Raw genomic sequence first — 17,747 nt, 5'->3', positions numbered from 1 at the left:
AATATTTTCCATAATGAATATTAAAAAATTTGTTTTATAATCATATTAAAATTTTATTAGGAGACAGAAAATGGACAGATATAATATTTTAGTTGTAGATGATGATAAGGAAATTGTAAAAGCTATAAACATATATCTTTCAAATGAAGGTTATAACATATTTGAAGCATATGATGGGTATTCTGCTTTGGAAATAGTAAAGAACGAAGAAATTCATTTGATTGTATTGGATATTATGATGCCAAAATTAGATGGAATATCAACACTTACAAAGATAAGAAAAGAAAAGAATGTTCCTGTTATTTTTCTTTCCGCAAAGTCAGAAGATACCGATAAAATAATTGGACTAAATATAGGTGCCGATGATTATGTTACAAAACCTTTTAATCCATTGGAGCTTATTGCAAGAGTTAAATCATTAATAAGAAGATATACGGTTTTAGGAAATATGACAAAAGATGAAACGAGTAATATTTTAACAATTGGGGGATTAAGTTTAAATACAGAAACCGCACAGGTTTTTATTGATGGAGAGGAGGTTAAACTTACCAGTACAGAATATAAAATTTTAAAATTACTTATGAATAGACCTAATAAAGTTTTTTCAATTGAAGAAATTTATGAAAGTGTATGGGGTGAAATTTCTTATATGACAGACAATACCGTTGCGGTTCATATTAGGCATATAAGAGAAAAAATAGAAATAGATCCTAAAAATCCAAAATATTTAAAGGTGGTGTGGGGAATTGGATATAAAATTGAAAAGAATTAGAAAAGACAAAACATTATTTAGCCACGTTTCTATATGTTTATTAATGTTTTTATCGGTGCTGATAATGATTAATTCTTTTGCCGACATAATTAGTAATCGTTCTTATGAGGTTGTAAATTCAAATGGATATTTGAATTCTTCCGAATATGCTTCTCAGCTTGATAATCTTCATGCAAATTTAAATAATAGTATTTATTATCAGTATTATCAAGTATATGTTGATACTTCCGTTAAAGATAAAAATGCTGAAATAAAAAAATTATCTCCAACTCTAAGGTCTTCAATAAAGCTTAACACAATTGAAAACTATGGAGCAGAAGTTTTATATTTTATTGTAGATAATAATAACGGAGAAATTTATACAAATACTACTTTAGCATCACTCGAAACCTTTGAAAGTAATTATAAGAAAAAGGGATATACTTTCATAAATACTACCAATAATGCAACAGATGTTTATATAAATAATGTCCAAAAGTATATAAGTGTATCATATAATCTTTCAAATAATTTTGATATGAATAATGCAGATAATTATTTTCTGAGAGATAATGTAAAACCTCCAACTGTTTATGTTGCCGTAAGTCATGATTTTAGTGAAGACGGATACTTTGGTTCAAGTTTAAACGATTATAGAAAAAATGCCTATATGAACATATCTAATTTTATTTTCTTTTTGATACTTTCAATTGTTTTATTTAAAGTTATAAAAGATAAATTTGGTCTACAAGAAACTTTTGAAGTTTTAGGTAAATTATTTAATGATACATTTATTGAAATAAGAATATTAATTTTACTTTTTGTTTTAATGAATATAAATGCTTTTGAATTTAAAATAGTACTTATTATTTTTGCAATTCTTACACTTTGTGCTATTAAATATGATTATACAAATATTATATCTTGCAGTTTATATAAATATATAACAAGTTCATATAAAACAACTAGGGTTAGAGCAAATTTCAGTAAAAAAGTACGTTCAAAAATGATAGGTTCTATAACAAGATGTGTTATATCGGGAGGACTATCTTTTATAATATTAATTTTGCTTATTGCAGGAATAGGATATTACAGCGATTTAATGACAGGATTTTTCTTTGCCTGTTTAATATATTTATTATATTCCATTGTTAAGTTATATGTTTATTCTATAAAAAGCGTTAGAGATATAGATGAAGTTTATTATTATATAAAAAGTCTAGGGGATGGAAGTTTGTATAGTGATATACATTTGAATGATGAGAGTTATTATAAAGAAATTGAATATAGTTTAAATAGCCTTAAAGATCATATTAAAACTACTGTTGAGGAACAAGTTAAAAGCGAAAAAATGAAAAGTGAACTTGTTACAAATGTTTCTCATGATTTAAAAACTCCGCTAACATCTATAATAAACTATGTGGACTTAATGAAAAGAGAGGATATTAAGCCTGATAAAGCAAAAGAATATTTAGAAATTTTGGATAGTAAATCTCAAAAATTAAAAAAACTGGTAGAAGATATTTTTGAAATATCAAAAGCTTCCAGCGGAAACATTAAATTAAATAATAGTGATATAAATTTAAAAAGCATAATAAACCAAAGTATTGGAGAATTTAGCGATAAAATCGAAGAAAATGGATTAACAGTTAAAGTTGATTTTGAAGATGATTTTGTTGTTTACACAGATGGTGAAAAACTTGGAAGAATTCTTGAAAATTTAATACAAAATGCAGTTAAATATTCTCTAACAGAGTCAAGAATATATATTGATCTTAAAAGGGAAGAGGATAAACCTTGTATAATCATAAGCAATATTTCAAATTATGAAATGAATTTTACGAGTGAAGAAATTTTAACAAGGTTTGTAAGAGCCGATAAAGCTAGAGATTTGGAAGGTTTTGGACTAGGTTTATCAATCGTACAGAGCTTTACAGATTTAATGAATATTGATTTTTCTATATCCATTGATAAAGATTTATTTAAAGCAAAATTAGTATTTAATGATGAAAATATGAAAAAGACCGTTTAATGTTATATTAAACGGTCTTTGATTTTATTACTGTACACTATTGTTTAGTGCATGTTTGACAAATTCTCTGAATAAAGGATGAGGTCTGTTAGGTCTGCTTTTAAATTCAGGATGAGCTTGTGTTGCTACATACCAAGGATGATCTTTAAGTTCTACCATTTCAACTAATAGTCTGTTTGGTGATTGACCGGAAATAATCATTCCTGCTTCTTCCAATCTGTCTTTATATTCGTTATTTACTTCATATCTATGACGATGTCTTTCTGAGATATGTTTTTCTCCATATGCTTCATAGGCTTTTGTGCCTTCTTTTAAATCACAAGGATAAGAACCTAGTCTCATTGTACCGCCTTTTTTATCAACATCTTTTTGTTCAGGCATTAAATCTATTACAGGATTTTTTGTGTTTTCATCAAATTCTGAACTTGTTGCATCTTTTATTCCAAGAACATTTCTTGCAAATTCGATAACAGCAACTTGCATTCCAAGACAAAGTCCAAGGAAAGGAACTTTATTTTCTCTAGCATATTTACATGCAAGCATTTTTCCTTTTATTCCTCTTATGCCAAATCCTCCAGGAACAATAACTCCGTTTGCATCTTTAAGAATATCATTAACGTTTGATTCATTTATTTCTTCTGAATCTATCCAGTCTATTTCAACTTCTGTACCGTTTTCTATTCCACCATGGTATAAAGCTTCAGCAACAGATAAATAAGCATCTCTTAGGCTTACATATTTACCTACAAGAGCAATTTTAACTTTTTTGTTCATTGATTTAACTTTGCCTACTACTTCTTCCCATTCACTTAAATCAAGTTCTTTAGATGGAATGTTTAAGCATTTTATAACATAATCTGCAAGACCTTCATCTTCAAGAGACATTGGTACTTCGTATAGAGTTTCTGCATCATAGTTAGGGATAACAGCTTCTTTTGGAACATCACAGAATAAAGCGATTTTTTCTTTGATTGAATCACTTACAGGAAGTTCACTTCTTGGAACTATGATGTTTGGTTGAATACCTATACTTCTAAGTTCTTTTACAGAATGTTGTGTAGGTTTTGTTTTAAGTTCCATTGCTTTGCCAAGATATGGAAGAAGAGTAACATGAATGTATAACACTCTTCCCGGACAATCACTTTTCATTTGTCTGATTGCTTCAAGGAAAGGCTGGCTTTCTATATCTCCAACCGTACCACCGATTTCACTAATAACAACATCAGCACCTGATTCTTCTCCTGCTGCTTTAATAAAATCTTTAATTTCATTTGTAATATGAGGTATAACTTGTACTGTTCCACCAAGGAAATCTCCTTTTCTTTCTTTAGAGATTATTGACCAGTATATTTTACCTGTAGTAATATTACTTTTATTTGAACAATTAATATCTATAAATCTTTCATAATGTCCAAGGTCTAAGTCAGTTTCGGCACCATCTTCTGTTACAAATACTTCCCCATGTTGGAAAGGAGACATTGTACCAGGGTCAAAGTTCAAATATGGATCAAGTTTTTGAATAAAAACATTAATTCCCCTTGCTTTTAAAAGTCTTCCTAAACTTGCTGCTGTGATGCCTTTTCCTAGTGATGAAACTACTCCACCTGTTACAAAAATATAATACGGTTGCATATTTTACTCCTTACTCATCTTTTATATCATCTTTTATTATTTTGTTTCTAAAAATATATATTATAAATAATATAATACCATAAACAATACTTATTGCAACTAACAATTTATAATCTTTTCCCATTATTCCGGCTCCCAAGAAGGAAGGATAGATTATTCCCGGAGTTCTGCCAAGAAATAAAAAAATAAGAAATTCTTTATATGTTAAATTACTGCTTCCGGCAATTAAACATAAAGCATCGTCTGGGAAAAAGGGTAATAAAAATGCAATAAATAATGTAAGTTTACCTTTTTTACCGGACACTATTTCCAAGTAGTGATCATAGGTTTCTTGTTTTACAAACTTTAATGCAACTTTTTCACTAAAATGTTTTCCAAGCATAAACATTACAATGCTTCCAAAAAAAATGGCACTTGAATTAAGTAAAAAGCTATTAAAATGACCAAACAACCCGCCTCCAACCACTCCAAGAACATTTCCCGGAATGAAGGCCATAATAACCTGTAAAAACTGCAAACTAAAAAAAACAAAAGGTGCCCATATGCCAAAGCCGGAAATGAACTCCTTTAGTTTTGTAGGGTCGGTAAAGAAACCGTACCCTACTTTGTCTATAACGAATATACATAAAGCGATAATAATCAAAGTTATTATGGATACTTTAGTAATCCGTTTTTTGTCCATTATTTTCTACCAACAGCTTTTTTAGCAGCTTCGATAATGTCTGGAGTATCGATGTGGTATTTAGCAAGTAATGCATCAGGTGTACCACTTTCTCCAAATGTATCTCTTACTGCAACGTATTCCATAGGAACTGGGCATTCGTTACTTAAAGCTTGAGAAACAACGCTTCCAAGACCACCGTAGATAGAGTGTTCTTCACATGTTACGATAGCACCTGTTTCTTTAGCAGCTTTGATTACAGCATCTTTATCAAGAGGTTTGATAGTAGCCATATTGATTACTCTTGCGTTAATTCCTTCTTTAGCAAGTTCATCAGCAGCTTCTAAAGCTTTTTGAACCATGATACCGCAAGCGATTAATGTAACATCATTACCTTCTTTAATTGTTGCAGCTTTACCGATTTCAAATTTATAGTCATCGCCGAATACTACTGGAGTAGCAGCTCTTGCAAATCTCATGAATACAGGTCCGTCGATTTCAACAGCAGCTTTAACAACTTGTCTAGCTTCTGTATCATCAGCTGGAACGATAACTGTCATGTTTGGAAGAGCGTTCATTAAAGCGATATCTTCTAACATTTGGTGAGTAGCACCGTCTTCACCTACTGTTAAACCAGCATGAGTTAAAGCAAGTTTAACATTTAATTTTGGATAACATACAGCGTTTCTTACAGCGTCATAAGCTCTACCTGTACCGAATACAGCGAATGTAGAAACGAATGGAATTTTTCCTGCAAGAGATAAACCTGCAGCTAAACAAACCATATCTGTTTCTGCAATACCAGCGTTAAAATGTCTTTCTGGGAAAGCTTTTTTAAATACGCCTGATTTTGTAGCACCTGCTAAGTCAGCATCTAATACAACGATATTAGGATTTTCTTTACCAAGTTCTGTTACAGCGTTTCCGTAAGATTCTCTTGTAGCAATTTTACTCATTATTTCCAACCTCCTAATTCTTCAATAGCTTCTTTAGCTTGTTCTTCACTAGGAGCTTTTCCATGCCAACCTACTTGGTTTTCCATGAATGAAACACCTTTACCTTTTACTGTTTTACAAACAATTACGCTAGGTTTTCCTTTACAAGCTTTAGCTTTTTCGTTTGCTTCTCTAAGTTGATCAAAATCATGACCATCTTCTACATTGATTACATTGAAACCAAATGCAGCAAATTTTTCATCAATTGGGTATGGAGACATAACTTCTGTTATAGGTCCATCAATTTGTAAGTTGTTGTTATCTACATATAAGATTAAGTTATCTAATTTGTAGTGGCTTGCAGCCATAGCAGCTTCCCAAATTGAACCTTCTTGAATTTCACCATCACCGCATAAGCAGTAAACTGTTGAATCTTTTCCGTCAAGTTTGTTACCAAGAGCAAGACCAACAGCAACAGGGAAACCTAAACCTAAAGAACCGGCTGTCATATCAACGCCTGGGCATTTATGAATAGCTGGATGTCCTTGAAGTCTTGTGTTGATTTTTCTAAATGTTTTAAGTTCATCTCTTTCGATGATTCCTTTTTCTGCAAGAGCAGCATATAAAACAGGTGATGCATGTCCTTTACTTAAAATAAATTTGTCTCTGTTTGGATCGTCAAGATTATCTTTATTGATGTTCATAGCTTCAAAATAAAGATATGTAACGATGTCCGCACTTGATAAAGATCCACCTGGATGTCCACTTTGTGCAGCGGCTACTTCTGTAATAATGCCAACTCTGACATTACTAGCAATTGTTTTTAAATCCATAATTTTTATTTCCTTTCATTTTATATTTTTTATGAAAAAATTGAGCTAATAGATTTACCTGTATGTATAATCTTAATTGCTTTTGCTAGCAGCGGTGCAACAGATAATACGGTAATCTTGTCAATTTTCTTATCAGATGTTAATGGGATAGTATTTGTTGCTATTAATCTGTCAATAGCAGAATTTTCAATCCTTTCCACAGCTGGTCCTGATAAAACAGGATGTGTACAAGCACAAATTATTCTGCCTGCTCCAAGTTGTTCTAAAGCATTTGCAGCTCCAACTATAGTGCCTCCCGTATCTATCATGTCATCAATCATTATAACTTTTTTGCCTCTTACTTCACCGATAACATTCATTACTTCCGCAACATTGTCTTTAGGTCTTCTCTTATCGATGATTGCCAAAGGTACATTTAAGTCTTCGGCTAATTTTCTTGAACGTTTTACGCTTCCTGCATCAGGAGATACAACAACTACATTTTCCATTGATTCATTTTGAGATTGAATGTAGTTTGCAATGATTGGTCTGCCGAATAATCTATCAAAAGGTATATTAAAGAATCCTTGAATTTGGTCGGCATGTAAATCAATTGAAATTACTCTGTCCGCTCCTGCTGTTGTAAGCATATCTGCAACAAGTCTTGCAGTAATAGGAACTCTTCCTTTTTCCTTTCTGTCTTGTCTTGCATAAGCATAGTATGGCATAACAACAGTTATTCTTCCTGCTGAAGCTCTTTTTAATGCATCAATGATAATTAATAATTCCATTAAATTATCATTTACCGGTGAACAAACCGATTGAATAACAAAAACGTCTCTTCCTCTTACAGATTCGTTAATTGTAACATTAATTTCTCCATCAGAGAATTTCCCGATTTTTGCTAAACATAGAGGTAATGCTAAATTGTCTGCTATTTCTTGTGCTAAAGCCTTATTTGAATTACCTGCAAGTAAACAAATGTCTGAAAAAGATTCTATCATTTTCTACTCCCCATAAATTATATTTATTTAAAATAGTTTTAAACTATTTATAAACACATTATAACAAAATTTTATATGTTTTTAAATTGTTAAATCTAAAATTTATTATTTTTTATAATCTTTTTTTATAGTCTGTCTGCTTCTTGCAATAGCAAGAGAGTTCTTTTCCACATCATCTGTTAAGGTAGAACCTGCAGCTATATATACATTATCTTCTATTGTTATAGGTGCAACAAGATTTACATTACATCCTACAAAACAGTTGTTTCCTACTTTTGTTTTATATTTATTTTTACCGTCATAATTTACAAATACAACACCGCATCCTACGTTAGTGTTTTCTCCGATTTCACCATCTCCGACATAAGTTAAGTGGCTTACTTTTGTGCCATTTCCGATTGTTGAGTTTTTAATTTCAACAAAGTTGCCAAGTCTTGTACCGTCTTTTATATCAGCATTTGGTCTTAAATGTACATAAGGACCAATTTGGTTTTGGTTACTTACCTTTGCATCTGTTATTACACAGTTATCTATTTTATTTTCGTCTCCGATACAGCTGTTTTCTATTCTTGAAGCATATATTTCGTTTCTCTTACCGATGATGCTTCCTTTTTTTATTATTGTATTTGGATAAATTACTGTATCAACACCGATTTTAACGTTTCTATCAATGTAAGTTGCTTTTGGATTTATGATTGTAACGCCTTCAAGCATATGTTGTTTATTAATTTCTTCTCTTAAAAGTTCTTCGCATTTTGAAAGTTCGTATCTGTTATTTGCTGCTTCAACTATACTACTTTCTTTTGCTGCAAATGCGTCAACGTTATAATCGTTATTTTTGAATATTTCAATCATATCTGTAATGTAATATTCTTTTTGAGCATTGTTTGTTGAAAGTTTATCCAAATGTTTTAAAAGTTTTTCCACATCAAAAATGTAAGTACCTGAATTAACTTCCTTTATCTTTGCTTGTTCTTCATTTGCATCTTTTAGTTCTACGATTTTTTCAAGTCTGCCATCTTTTCTAACTATTCTTCCATAGCTTTTTGCATCATCTAATATTGCAGTTAGAACGCAAAGATCCAAGTTATTTTTATCTGTATAATTTATAAAATCATTTATTACGTTTTTATTGATTAAAGGAGCATCTCCACAAAGAACAAGAATTTTTCCTTTCTTGTTTTTTAGGAATTCTTTTGCCATCATTACTGCATGACCTGTTCCAAGTTGTTCTTCTTGAAGATAATAACTGTATTTTTCTCCAGTAACTTCTTTAACCATATCGGCTTTGTATCCTACTACTACACCTATATCGTCAATGTTTGCTTCTTCAAGGTTTAAAATTACGTGTTTAAGTAAAGTTTCACCACATATTTCATGTAAAACTTTTGGTTTTTCTGATTTCATTCTTGTGCCTAATCCTCCTGCAAGGATTAAAGCAGATACATTATTATTTTTCTTTTCCATATAATCACCCAACCAACATTATAATAAAGAAGTTGAAAAAAGTACACAAAAATTTTAAATTTGTTTTATTTATTTAATATATATGGTAAAATACATCATACAACAGGAAAGGAATGATTATTATGACAAAAGCTAAAATAGAAATGGAAAACGGCGGAGTAATGGTTGTTGAATTATATGAAGATATTGCTCCTATAACATGCGAAAATTTTATTAATTTGGTAAAAGACGGATTTTATAATGGATTAATCTTTCATAGAGTAATTGAAGGCTTTATGATTCAAGGAGGATGTCCAAACGGTAATGGAATGGGTGGCCCTGGGCATACAATTAAAGGTGAATTTGCTTCAAACGGAGTTGAAAATAATTTAAAACATGAAAGAGGCGTTATATCTATGGCAAGAAGCATGGATAAAAACTCTGCAGGAAGTCAGTTCTTTATAATGCATCAAAATGCACCTCACTTAGATGGTGAATATGCTGCTTTTGGTAAACTTACTGAAGGGTTTGATGTTCTTGATGAAATTGCAAAAACTCCTACAGATTATATGGATAAACCTCTTGAAGAAAGAAAAATAAAGAAAATAGAAATAATAGAAGAATAATTAACAAAGTTCAGTGGTATTTCACTGAAATTTGTTTTGCAAAAATAAAGAGGTAAAAATGAGTAAAAGTAGATTAGTTGTATTTATATATGCAGTTTTAGCAGGAATTATGATAGGAATTGGTGGATGTGCTTATTTATATATGGAAAACCATGTAATAGGTGCGTTTCTCTTTTCCGTTGGACTTTTTAGTGTTTGTACTTTTGAGCTTAACTTATTTACTGGAAAAGTTTTGTATTTATTTGAAAATGATAAAAAGTATGCTTTTAATTTAATAATTGTTTGGATTGGCAATTTTATTGGAGCATTCTTACTTGCTAATATGATTAAACTTACAAGATTTTTTAATACTCCTGGCTCAACTGTCAATCTTTATGAGAGTGCCGTAAATCTTTGTAATACAAAGTTAAGAGGGGATTTGCTTAGCTTATTTATTCTTGCAATACTTTGTAATATTCTTATTTACATAGCAGTTGACGGTTATAAAAGCAATAAAACGGAAATAGGTAAATATTTAGGGCTTATATTTGGAGTTATGGGTTTTATACTATGTGGCTTTGAACATAGTATTGCCGATATGTTCTATTTTTCTGTTGCCGGAATATGGAATGTTAATACTTTTATTTCAATTTTAGTAATAACTTTGGGTAACAGTATTGGCGGACTTATTTTTCCCGTTTGTAAAATAATAAAAGAAAAAAGTGAAAGGAAGATATCTTAAGGATATCTTTTTTTTGTAAATTTTAACATCATATTTTTTGAATAATTAACAAAAATTGATGAAAAATAATACCGAGAATAAATTATGAAAGGAAAAGATTATGAGTAATTTATATAAACCCGGTACTGATGATTTACCTGCAGGTGAATACAGAGAAGTAGAAAAAGACGGTTCTTATATTGAAAATGGAAGAATAGTTAATATTGAACAAGGGGATAGACTTCCTCCGACAGGCAAAAAAGGCAGACGTTGGATGAAAGAAGAAAACTAATAATGTGTTTGTTTTATTATTTATATTTTTCTGAAAAGAATAAGATTAAAAATATCACTATAAATTTAAGAAAGTTTTTTATTAATATAAGTGTTATGTTTTGTGATATTTTAAAAAGACAGCATTTAGCTGTCTTTTATTTTTTTGCAATTATTGTTCTGTCAAAACCTGCAAGGTCTTTGATTATTTCTATTTCTTTGAATTGTTTTTTTTCTAAAAGTGTTTTTACATCTTCACCTTGGTCGTAACCTATTTCAAAAATAATGTAGGAATTATCTTTTAAAAATTTATCTGCATCATTTATTATTTTTTTATAAAAGTAAAGCCCATCATTTCCTCCATCCAAAGCTAAAATCGGTTCGTATTTTTTTACGTCATCTTCAAGGGTTTCAATAACATCGCTTTTGATGTAAGGCGGATTTGAAATGATTATATCGAATTTTCCTTTTACATTTTTATATAAGTCGCTTTTTATAAAATTAACTTTATTTTCTACATTATTATATTTAATATTTTTGTTGGCAACTTCAATTGCTTTTTCATTTATATCTACGCCTAAAATATTTACATTACTTAAATATTTGGCTATGGATATGCTTATGCATCCGCTTCCAACACCAATTTCTAAAATATCAAGTTTTTTATCTTTAAAATTATTTATTACATATTCTGTTATAATTTCTGTTTCTGGACGAGGTATTAAAGTTTGATTATTTACAAAAAATTCAAGTCCCATGAATTCCTTTACTCCTGTAATATAGCTGAAAGGAACATGTTTACATCTTTTGTTAACCAGTTCTTTATATTTTTTTAGCTCATCGTCATTTAAAGATTTATCTAAATTTGTAATAAAGTATATATCATCTTTTTTTAACAGAAATTTTAAAAGATATTTTGCTTCGTTTAGTGAACCTGGAATATTATTTTCTTCAAGTTTTTTACTTGCTTTCATAAGAGCTTCTTTTATTATCATTTTATTTATTTCCTTTATTTGGATAATATTGATATAGGTAACAAAGCATGTTGCCATTAAACAGTTTTCTGTTTTTATCTGCTTTTTTACCAAAGTGTTTTTGGAAAAGAGGATGTGCACAAAGTACAAATAGTTTCCAATCTTCCAAGTTTTCATATACTTTGCCGAAATCTTTATATAATTTTATTACTTCTTTTTCTTCTCCAATTCTTTCTGCATAAGGCGGATTTACAATCATTGTTCCGTTTTTCTTTTTTGATCTAAATTCTCTCATGTCCATTTTTTGAAATGCTACAGCATCATCAACACCTGCTTTTTTTGCATTTTCGTTTGCTACTTTTATTGCTTTGTAATCTATGTCGTTCCCAAGTAGCCTTATAGGAGCAGGTATAATATTTTCTTTTGCCTGTGTTTTAATTAAATCAAATTCTTTTTTGTTAAATTCTTTCCAATTTTCAAAAGCAAAATGTCTGTTAAGTCCCGGGGCAATGTTTTTTGCTTTCATTGCTGCTTCTATTATTATTGTTCCGCTTCCACACATTATATCGCTAAATGGTCTGTCTCCTCTATATCCGCTTAGTTCTATTATTCCACTTGCCAATGTTTCTTTTAATGGGGCCTTTAGTGCGTTTTCTCTGTATCCTCTTTTATGAAGACCTTCTCCGGAAGTATTTAAAAATAAACTTACTTTATCTTTTTTTATGTTTACGATTATTTGATAATATGCTCCTTCTTCGTTGAGTTTTTTTGTATGATATTTATTTTTTAGTCTTTCTACTATTGCTTTTTTGATTATTTTTTGTATGTCTCTTTTTGAATAAAGTTTTGATTTTACCGTTGTTATTTTTGTAGGATTAAATCCTGCATTTTTATCAAAAATGTTTTCCCAAGGGTAATCTTTTGTTTTGTCAAAAAGTTCATCAAAAGAAAAAGCATCAAAGCTTGTAAGGAAAATAAGAACTCTGTCGGCACATCTAAGATGAAGATTTGCTTTCATCATATCATTGTAGTTTCCTTTAAAATATATTTTCCCATCTTCGACTTTGTCTATATCATATCCTAAATCTATAATTTCTCTTTTTAATGCTCTTTCAAGACCAAATGTACAGGTAGCAACTATATTTAATTTATTCATTTGAAATTTCCTTTTTTATAAATTATCAAAATAAAGTTTATCAGAAAAGAATTAATTTTTAAAGTGATAAAATGATTATTATATATTTAAAAAATTAAAAAATTAGGTTTTTATTTTTAAATATTGATATTAAAAAAGTGATGACATATAATATAGTAGTTAAATAGACATAAAGGAAAGTAAATATGGAAAACAAAAAGAATAAAGGTAAAATAATTGTAATAGCCGTTGTTACGGGTTTGCTTATTATAACAAATCTTTTAACATTTCTTGTAACGGCGTCATGTAATATGGCAATTGGTAATAAGGTGCTTATAAATACTCCAAGTTCTACAAGTGCAAAAAATATCACAAAGTTAATTGCACTGGAAGAATTAATACAGGAAGATTATTATAAAGAATTAGACGAACAAGATTTATGGGATTATGCATTTAAAGGTCTTGCAAAAGGTACAGGAGACTTGTATACAAATTATTATACTGAAGAAGAGTTTGAAGAATATACTTCAGAACTTGACAGTGAGTTTTATGGTATTGGCGTACAAATTATGAACAATGAAGATGGCGCGGTATTGGTTGACTCAGTATTCCAAGGTTCTCCTGCTGAAGAAGCTGGAATGAAAGCAGGAGATATTATTATAAAAATTGATGATTTTGATTCTTCAAACGTAAGTGTATCAGAAGCTTCAAATAAACTAAGAGGTAAAAAAGGTACAAAAGTAAATGTTGTTGTTTTAAGAAATAATAAAGAAATAAAAATGACAATAACAAGAGATAAAGTTAAAGCAACATATGTTACGGGCAAAATGATGGATGATGAAATAGGTTATATAAGAATAAATGAATTTGCCAGTGATGTTGCCAGTGATTTTGAAAAATATTATGATGAATTTAGTAATAAAAATATGAAAGGTCTTGTTATAGATTTAAGAGATAATCCTGGCGGACTTGTAAACGAGGCAACGGATATAGCAAATTTATTATTAAAAAAAGATATGACAATAATTTCAACAACCAATAAAACAGGTGAAACACAAACAGAAAAAGATGTTACGGATGAATATGCAAAAGTTCCTGTTGTTGTTCTTGTAAACGGGAATTCTGCATCTGCTTCTGAAATATTATCTTGCGCTTTACAAGATAATGGAGTGGCAACCATTATAGGTGAAAAATCTTATGGTAAAGGTATTATACAAGAGGTAAAAACTCTTAATGACGGTTCGGGCATTACAATAACAATTGATGAATACTTAAGCCCAAAAGGACATCAAATTCATCAAAAAGGCATTACTCCTGATGTTATTGTTAAGGCTGAGAGCGACAAAGCAATAAGTAAATTAACGCTTGATGAAGACAATCAGTTGCAAAAAGCGTTATCATATTTAAAACAAAAAATCAAGTAGTAAAAGGAGAAGTAAAATGGGGTACAAATATGTAATATTTGATCTTGACGGAACAATCGTTGATTCACAGCTTGGAAGCTGTAAGGGATTTCAAGGAGCTTTAAAAGCTTATGGAGTTGAAGAAAGTTTAGAAAACATAAAGAAACTTCTTGGACCACCTCTTTCTAAAACAATTATTACAAAATATGGTTTTAGCGAAGAAGACGGCAAAGCTGCTATGAAACTTCATATGAATTATCTTAAAACAAAAGGTATTTATGATGCACAGTATTATGATGGAATGTTTGAAATGCTTGATAAATTAAAAGAAAACGGAATTAAAATTGCAATAGCAACAAACAAACCTGAAGAAATTTCAATAAAACAACTTGAACATTTAAAATTAAAAGATTATTTTGATTTTATTGTTGGAAACAATGAAGAACAAACAAGAGGAACAAAAGCAGAATTTATCAAATGGGCAATGGAAGCTATTGGTGTCGAAGATAAAAAAGATGCTGTAATGGTAGGGGATAGATACAATGACCTTGAAGGTGGCGTTGAAAACGGTCTTGATACAATCGGTGTAACATATGGTTATGGTTCTGAAGAAGAAATTGTAAATTGCAAACCTACTTATATTGCAAAAACACCTCTTGAAATAGCTGATATTGTACTTAAATAATAAATTATGAGGTAATAATATGAAATATAAATATGTGGTATTCGATTTGGACGGTACAATTTTAGATTCTCATGAAGGTATTTGCAAATGCTTTCAAAAAGCACTTAAAGCATATGGGGTTGAAGAAAGCGTTGATAATATAAGAAAACTTCTTGGGCCTCCTTTATCTAAAACAATTATTACAAAATATGGTTTTAGCAAAGAAGACGGTGCAGCAGCCATGAAAATACATATGAAACGACTTAAAGAAAAAGGGATTTATGAATGTAAAATATATGAAGAAATTCCTGAAATGTTAAAGACTTTATTTGATAATGGCGTTAAAATGGCTATTGCTACAAATAAACCGGAAGAGGCTTCTGTTTTACAATTAAAACATTTAGATCTTGCAAAATATTTTGATATTATTGTTGGAAACAACTGGACTCAAACCAGAGGTTCAAAAGGTGATTTTATAAGAATGGCTATGGAACATATGGGTGTAGAGGATAAAAGTGAGGTTTGTATGGTAGGAGACAGATACAACGACCTTGAAGGCGGCGTTGAAAATGGTCTTGATACAATCGGTGTAACTTATGGTTATGGAGAAAGAGAAGAAATCGAAAATTGCAAACCAACTCATATTGCAGATAAACCATCTGATATTGCTAAAATAGTATTACAATAATATAAAATAAAGTTCAAATAATTAGTATTTGATTAAACTGAATAATTTGTGTTTATTAAAAAATTTTATATAAAAAAAGGAATGTTTTGCATTCCTTTTTTTATTTTATTCCAAATATTTCTTTTGCATTATTATTTGTAATTTCAACTAATTCTTCATAACTTATATTATTAATGTCTGCAAGCTGTTTTGCAGTGTGTTTTACATATGAAGGATCATTTCTCTTTCCTCTATGAGGTACAGGGGTTAAGTAAGGACAGTCTGTTTCAATAAGAAGTCTGTCTAAAGGAACTGCTCTTGCTGCATTTCTTACATTTTCTGCATTTTTAAATGTAACACTTCCTGAAAAAGAGATATAAAGCCCAAGTTTTAAATATTCTTTTACCATTTCTGGCGAAGCAGAACAAGAATGAATTATTCCTGTATTACTACCTAAATATTCTTTTAAAATATCATATGTATCTTTTACGGCATCTCTTGAATGTATTATGATAGGTTTGTTCAACTCATTTGCAACTTTGATTTGTTTTATAAATACTTCTTTTTGTATGTCCCTTGGAGAATTATCATAATAATAATCAAGTCCTATTTCTCCGTAGGCAACTACTTTATCATTTTCTTTTGTAAATTTAATAAATTCATTTTCAAGGATTTTGTTATAGTCTTTGCTATCATGAGGATGAAGTCCTACCGATGCATAACAAAATTTATATTGTTTACTAAGTTCAATGGCTTTTATTGAGGACTCAAGATCATAACCAACATTTACAACCCCTTCTATATTTTCACTTTGTAATTTTTTTATTACAACTGTTAAGTCTTCGTCAAAAGCCTCATCGTTAAGATGTGCATGTGTGTCAAATAAAAAACTACTCACTTTTATTGTCCCCTTCGTTTGTTACGTATACTTTTTCATCAGGATAAATAAGTCCCAAATATTTTTTTGCAAGGTATTCTATATATGATTTGCTGTTTGAATTCTCAAGTTCTTCACTTAATTCTTTTGATTTTAAATTTTCTTCTTCTATTTTCTGAGAAAGTTCTTCTTTTGTTTTGTTTAAAGTATAATATTTATACTCAAGTGTAAGCATTCTGCCCGCAAAAAGAACAAAGATAACAATTAGAATTAAAGTTATAACTCTTTTTTTCTTACCTGCACGTCTTTTTTTCCTTTTTACTATTCTTCTTTTTGCATCTATGCTGCTGTTGGTATTTTGTAAAGAATAATTTTCTCTTCTCATTAATACCTATTCCTTCTTTTTTATATATTTTAAAATTATTATAACTTATTTTTATTTTTATTGGAATAGATAAAATATGTTTTAATAAAGTTTTAATTTTTATTATAGGCCCTTTGTATTTCTTTTTTATTTTATTTTTTTTGATGTTTATTTTTCTTTTTATTTTTTTGTTTGTAAGCCCTATTTTTGAGGTGATAAAAAACAGAAACTTTTTATAGATGGGGGATATTATAAAGTAATAAGCGACAAATCCCAAGATAAAACTTAAAATGCTATAATATCTTAAATCAAAATATGTGGTCTTAAAGAATAAATCAATGGTAAATACTGCACCTACAAGACAAAAACATAAATCTGATAAATTTATTTTTTTTGTTATGGCATAAACTATTATAGTTATTGTGTGATACATAACGCCCAAAATGAAACCTCCGTAAAAGGTTTCAAAAAGGATTAGGTATTGTGAATAAATTGTATCAGTCATTATTTAAATATCTTTGAAAATAATCCTGAGGATTTTTCCATAAATGTTATATCATCGTCATAATTTAGAGCATAAATATTTCCGTTTAAGGCAATTTCTCCTTCTTCTAAATTTAGTTTTTCAATTTTTAATTCTTCTCCGTTTATGGTAAGAATTCCAAGAGATGTTTCAAGAACCACCGTTTCGTCATTAAAGTTATGAACATCAAGACAATCATTTATTTTTAAATTGCCTCTGTTGTATAATTCAAGTCTTTGATCTGTTATATTTTTGTTGTCCATAGTTTTTC

At 29.6% G+C, this 17,747-nt stretch carries 20 protein-coding genes; 8 read left to right on the top strand and 12 right to left on the bottom strand.

The annotated features are described in order from the left end of the window. Positions 1–70 precede the first annotated feature (70 nt). Together ACTQYZ_RS05075 and ACTQYZ_RS05070 are read left to right on the top strand one after the other, a co-directional pair. Entirely contained in the window at positions 71–772 is a 702-nt protein-coding gene (locus tag ACTQYZ_RS05075; protein WP_441416143.1) for a response regulator transcription factor, read from the top strand. Beyond that, positions 747–2,783 (top strand): sensor histidine kinase, encoded by a 2,037-nt coding sequence (locus ACTQYZ_RS05070; protein ID WP_441416142.1) that lies wholly within the window; start codon positions 747–749, stop codon positions 2,781–2,783. Before ACTQYZ_RS05075 ends, ACTQYZ_RS05070 begins: the two co-directional genes overlap by 26 nt. A 27-nt stretch (positions 2,784–2,810) precedes the next feature. Here the strand turns inward: ACTQYZ_RS05070 and ACTQYZ_RS05065 are convergent, their stop codons facing one another. From ACTQYZ_RS05065 to glmU, 6 genes are all read right to left on the bottom strand, one after another. Next, positions 2,811–4,415 (bottom strand): CTP synthase, encoded by a 1,605-nt coding sequence (locus ACTQYZ_RS05065; protein ID WP_441023299.1) that lies wholly within the window; start codon positions 4,413–4,415, stop codon positions 2,811–2,813. Between the two features lie 10 nt (positions 4,416–4,425). Then, the gene (locus ACTQYZ_RS05060) at positions 4,426–5,097 is read right to left on the bottom strand and encodes a TVP38/TMEM64 family protein (protein WP_441023296.1); all 672 of its coding nucleotides are present in this window, start codon (positions 5,095–5,097) and stop codon (positions 4,426–4,428) included. Continuing rightward, complete coding sequence (locus ACTQYZ_RS05055) at positions 5,097–6,032, bottom strand: transketolase family protein (RefSeq protein ID WP_441023295.1); 936 nt, start codon at positions 6,030–6,032, stop codon at positions 5,097–5,099. The genes ACTQYZ_RS05060 and ACTQYZ_RS05055 overlap by 1 nt, the downstream gene beginning before the upstream one ends. Next, positions 6,032–6,853, bottom strand: a complete 822-nt coding sequence (locus ACTQYZ_RS05050; RefSeq protein WP_425353956.1) for a transketolase — start codon at positions 6,851–6,853, stop codon at positions 6,032–6,034. Before ACTQYZ_RS05050 ends, ACTQYZ_RS05055 begins: the two co-directional genes overlap by 1 nt. Before the next feature lie 20 nt (positions 6,854–6,873). Next, positions 6,874–7,827: a ribose-phosphate diphosphokinase gene (locus ACTQYZ_RS05045; RefSeq protein ID WP_441023293.1), complete on the bottom strand. Its 954-nt coding sequence runs from the start codon at positions 7,825–7,827 to the stop codon at positions 6,874–6,876. 105 nt (positions 7,828–7,932) lie between these two features. Further along, positions 7,933–9,294 (bottom strand): bifunctional UDP-N-acetylglucosamine diphosphorylase/glucosamine-1-phosphate N-acetyltransferase GlmU, encoded by a 1,362-nt coding sequence (glmU, locus tag ACTQYZ_RS05040; protein WP_441416141.1) that lies wholly within the window; start codon positions 9,292–9,294, stop codon positions 7,933–7,935. A gap of 122 nt (positions 9,295–9,416) precedes the next feature. On the opposite strand from glmU, the gene ACTQYZ_RS05035 reads away from it, so the two are divergent. From ACTQYZ_RS05035 to ACTQYZ_RS05025, 3 genes are all read left to right on the top strand, one after another. Beyond that, positions 9,417–9,899 (top strand): peptidylprolyl isomerase, encoded by a 483-nt coding sequence (locus ACTQYZ_RS05035; protein ID WP_425353955.1) that lies wholly within the window; start codon positions 9,417–9,419, stop codon positions 9,897–9,899. Positions 9,900–9,930: 31 nt separating this feature from the next. After that, on the top strand, positions 9,931–10,620 hold the full coding sequence (locus ACTQYZ_RS05030) for a formate/nitrite transporter family protein (RefSeq protein ID WP_441023289.1): 690 nt from the start codon (positions 9,931–9,933) through the stop codon (positions 10,618–10,620). Positions 10,621–10,720: 100 nt separating this feature from the next. Beyond that, positions 10,721–10,891, top strand: a complete 171-nt coding sequence (locus ACTQYZ_RS05025) for a YjzC family protein (protein WP_138268216.1) — start codon at positions 10,721–10,723, stop codon at positions 10,889–10,891. Positions 10,892–11,027: 136 nt separating this feature from the next. On the opposite strand, the gene prmC is transcribed toward ACTQYZ_RS05025, so the two are convergent. Together prmC and ACTQYZ_RS05015 are read right to left on the bottom strand one after the other, a co-directional pair. Next, on the bottom strand, positions 11,028–11,864 hold the full coding sequence (gene prmC, locus ACTQYZ_RS05020; RefSeq protein ID WP_441416140.1) for a peptide chain release factor N(5)-glutamine methyltransferase: 837 nt from the start codon (positions 11,862–11,864) through the stop codon (positions 11,028–11,030). A 1-nt stretch (position 11,865) separates the two neighbouring features. Next, on the bottom strand, positions 11,866–12,999 hold the full coding sequence (locus ACTQYZ_RS05015; protein ID WP_441416139.1) for a THUMP domain-containing class I SAM-dependent RNA methyltransferase: 1,134 nt from the start codon (positions 12,997–12,999) through the stop codon (positions 11,866–11,868). Positions 13,000–13,184: 185 nt separating this feature from the next. Between ACTQYZ_RS05015 and ACTQYZ_RS05010 the strand changes: the two genes are divergently transcribed. The 3 genes from ACTQYZ_RS05010 to ACTQYZ_RS05000 are packed head-to-tail and all read left to right on the top strand — an operon-like array spanning position 13,185 to position 15,733. Continuing rightward, on the top strand, positions 13,185–14,402 hold the full coding sequence (locus ACTQYZ_RS05010; protein ID WP_441416138.1) for a S41 family peptidase: 1,218 nt from the start codon (positions 13,185–13,187) through the stop codon (positions 14,400–14,402). A gap of 16 nt (positions 14,403–14,418) precedes the next feature. After that, the gene (locus ACTQYZ_RS05005) at positions 14,419–15,066 is read left to right on the top strand and encodes an HAD-IA family hydrolase (protein WP_329383484.1); all 648 of its coding nucleotides are present in this window, start codon (positions 14,419–14,421) and stop codon (positions 15,064–15,066) included. Between the two features lie 19 nt (positions 15,067–15,085). After that, on the top strand, positions 15,086–15,733 hold the full coding sequence (locus tag ACTQYZ_RS05000; RefSeq protein WP_329383481.1) for an HAD-IA family hydrolase: 648 nt from the start codon (positions 15,086–15,088) through the stop codon (positions 15,731–15,733). A 100-nt stretch (positions 15,734–15,833) separates the two neighbouring features. Here the strand turns inward: ACTQYZ_RS05000 and ACTQYZ_RS04995 are convergent, their stop codons facing one another. The 4 genes from ACTQYZ_RS04995 to yabP are packed head-to-tail and all read right to left on the bottom strand — an operon-like array spanning position 15,834 to position 17,739. Continuing rightward, the gene (locus tag ACTQYZ_RS04995) at positions 15,834–16,610 is read right to left on the bottom strand and encodes a TatD family hydrolase (protein ID WP_441023280.1); all 777 of its coding nucleotides are present in this window, start codon (positions 16,608–16,610) and stop codon (positions 15,834–15,836) included. After that, complete coding sequence (locus ACTQYZ_RS04990) at positions 16,603–16,974, bottom strand: FtsB family cell division protein (protein ID WP_441023278.1); 372 nt, start codon at positions 16,972–16,974, stop codon at positions 16,603–16,605. Before ACTQYZ_RS04990 ends, ACTQYZ_RS04995 begins: the two co-directional genes overlap by 8 nt. Beyond that, positions 16,883–17,458 (bottom strand): spore cortex biosynthesis protein YabQ, encoded by a 576-nt coding sequence (yabQ, locus tag ACTQYZ_RS04985; RefSeq protein ID WP_441023276.1) that lies wholly within the window; start codon positions 17,456–17,458, stop codon positions 16,883–16,885. The genes ACTQYZ_RS04990 and yabQ overlap by 92 nt, the downstream gene beginning before the upstream one ends. Continuing rightward, positions 17,458–17,739, bottom strand: coding sequence for a sporulation protein YabP (gene yabP, locus ACTQYZ_RS04980; RefSeq protein WP_138268206.1), 282 nt, complete (start codon positions 17,737–17,739; stop codon positions 17,458–17,460). Before yabP ends, yabQ begins: the two co-directional genes overlap by 1 nt. Positions 17,740–17,747 lie beyond the last annotated feature (8 nt).

The sequence above is a fragment of the Anaerofustis sp. LCP19S3_F7 genome (assembly GCF_052119445.1).
Taxonomy (GTDB): Bacteria; Bacillota; Clostridia; order Eubacteriales; family Anaerofustaceae; genus Anaerofustis; species Anaerofustis butyriciformans.
Note: the sequence above shows the minus strand (reverse complement) of the source record. Positions and strands in the feature narration are given on the sequence as shown.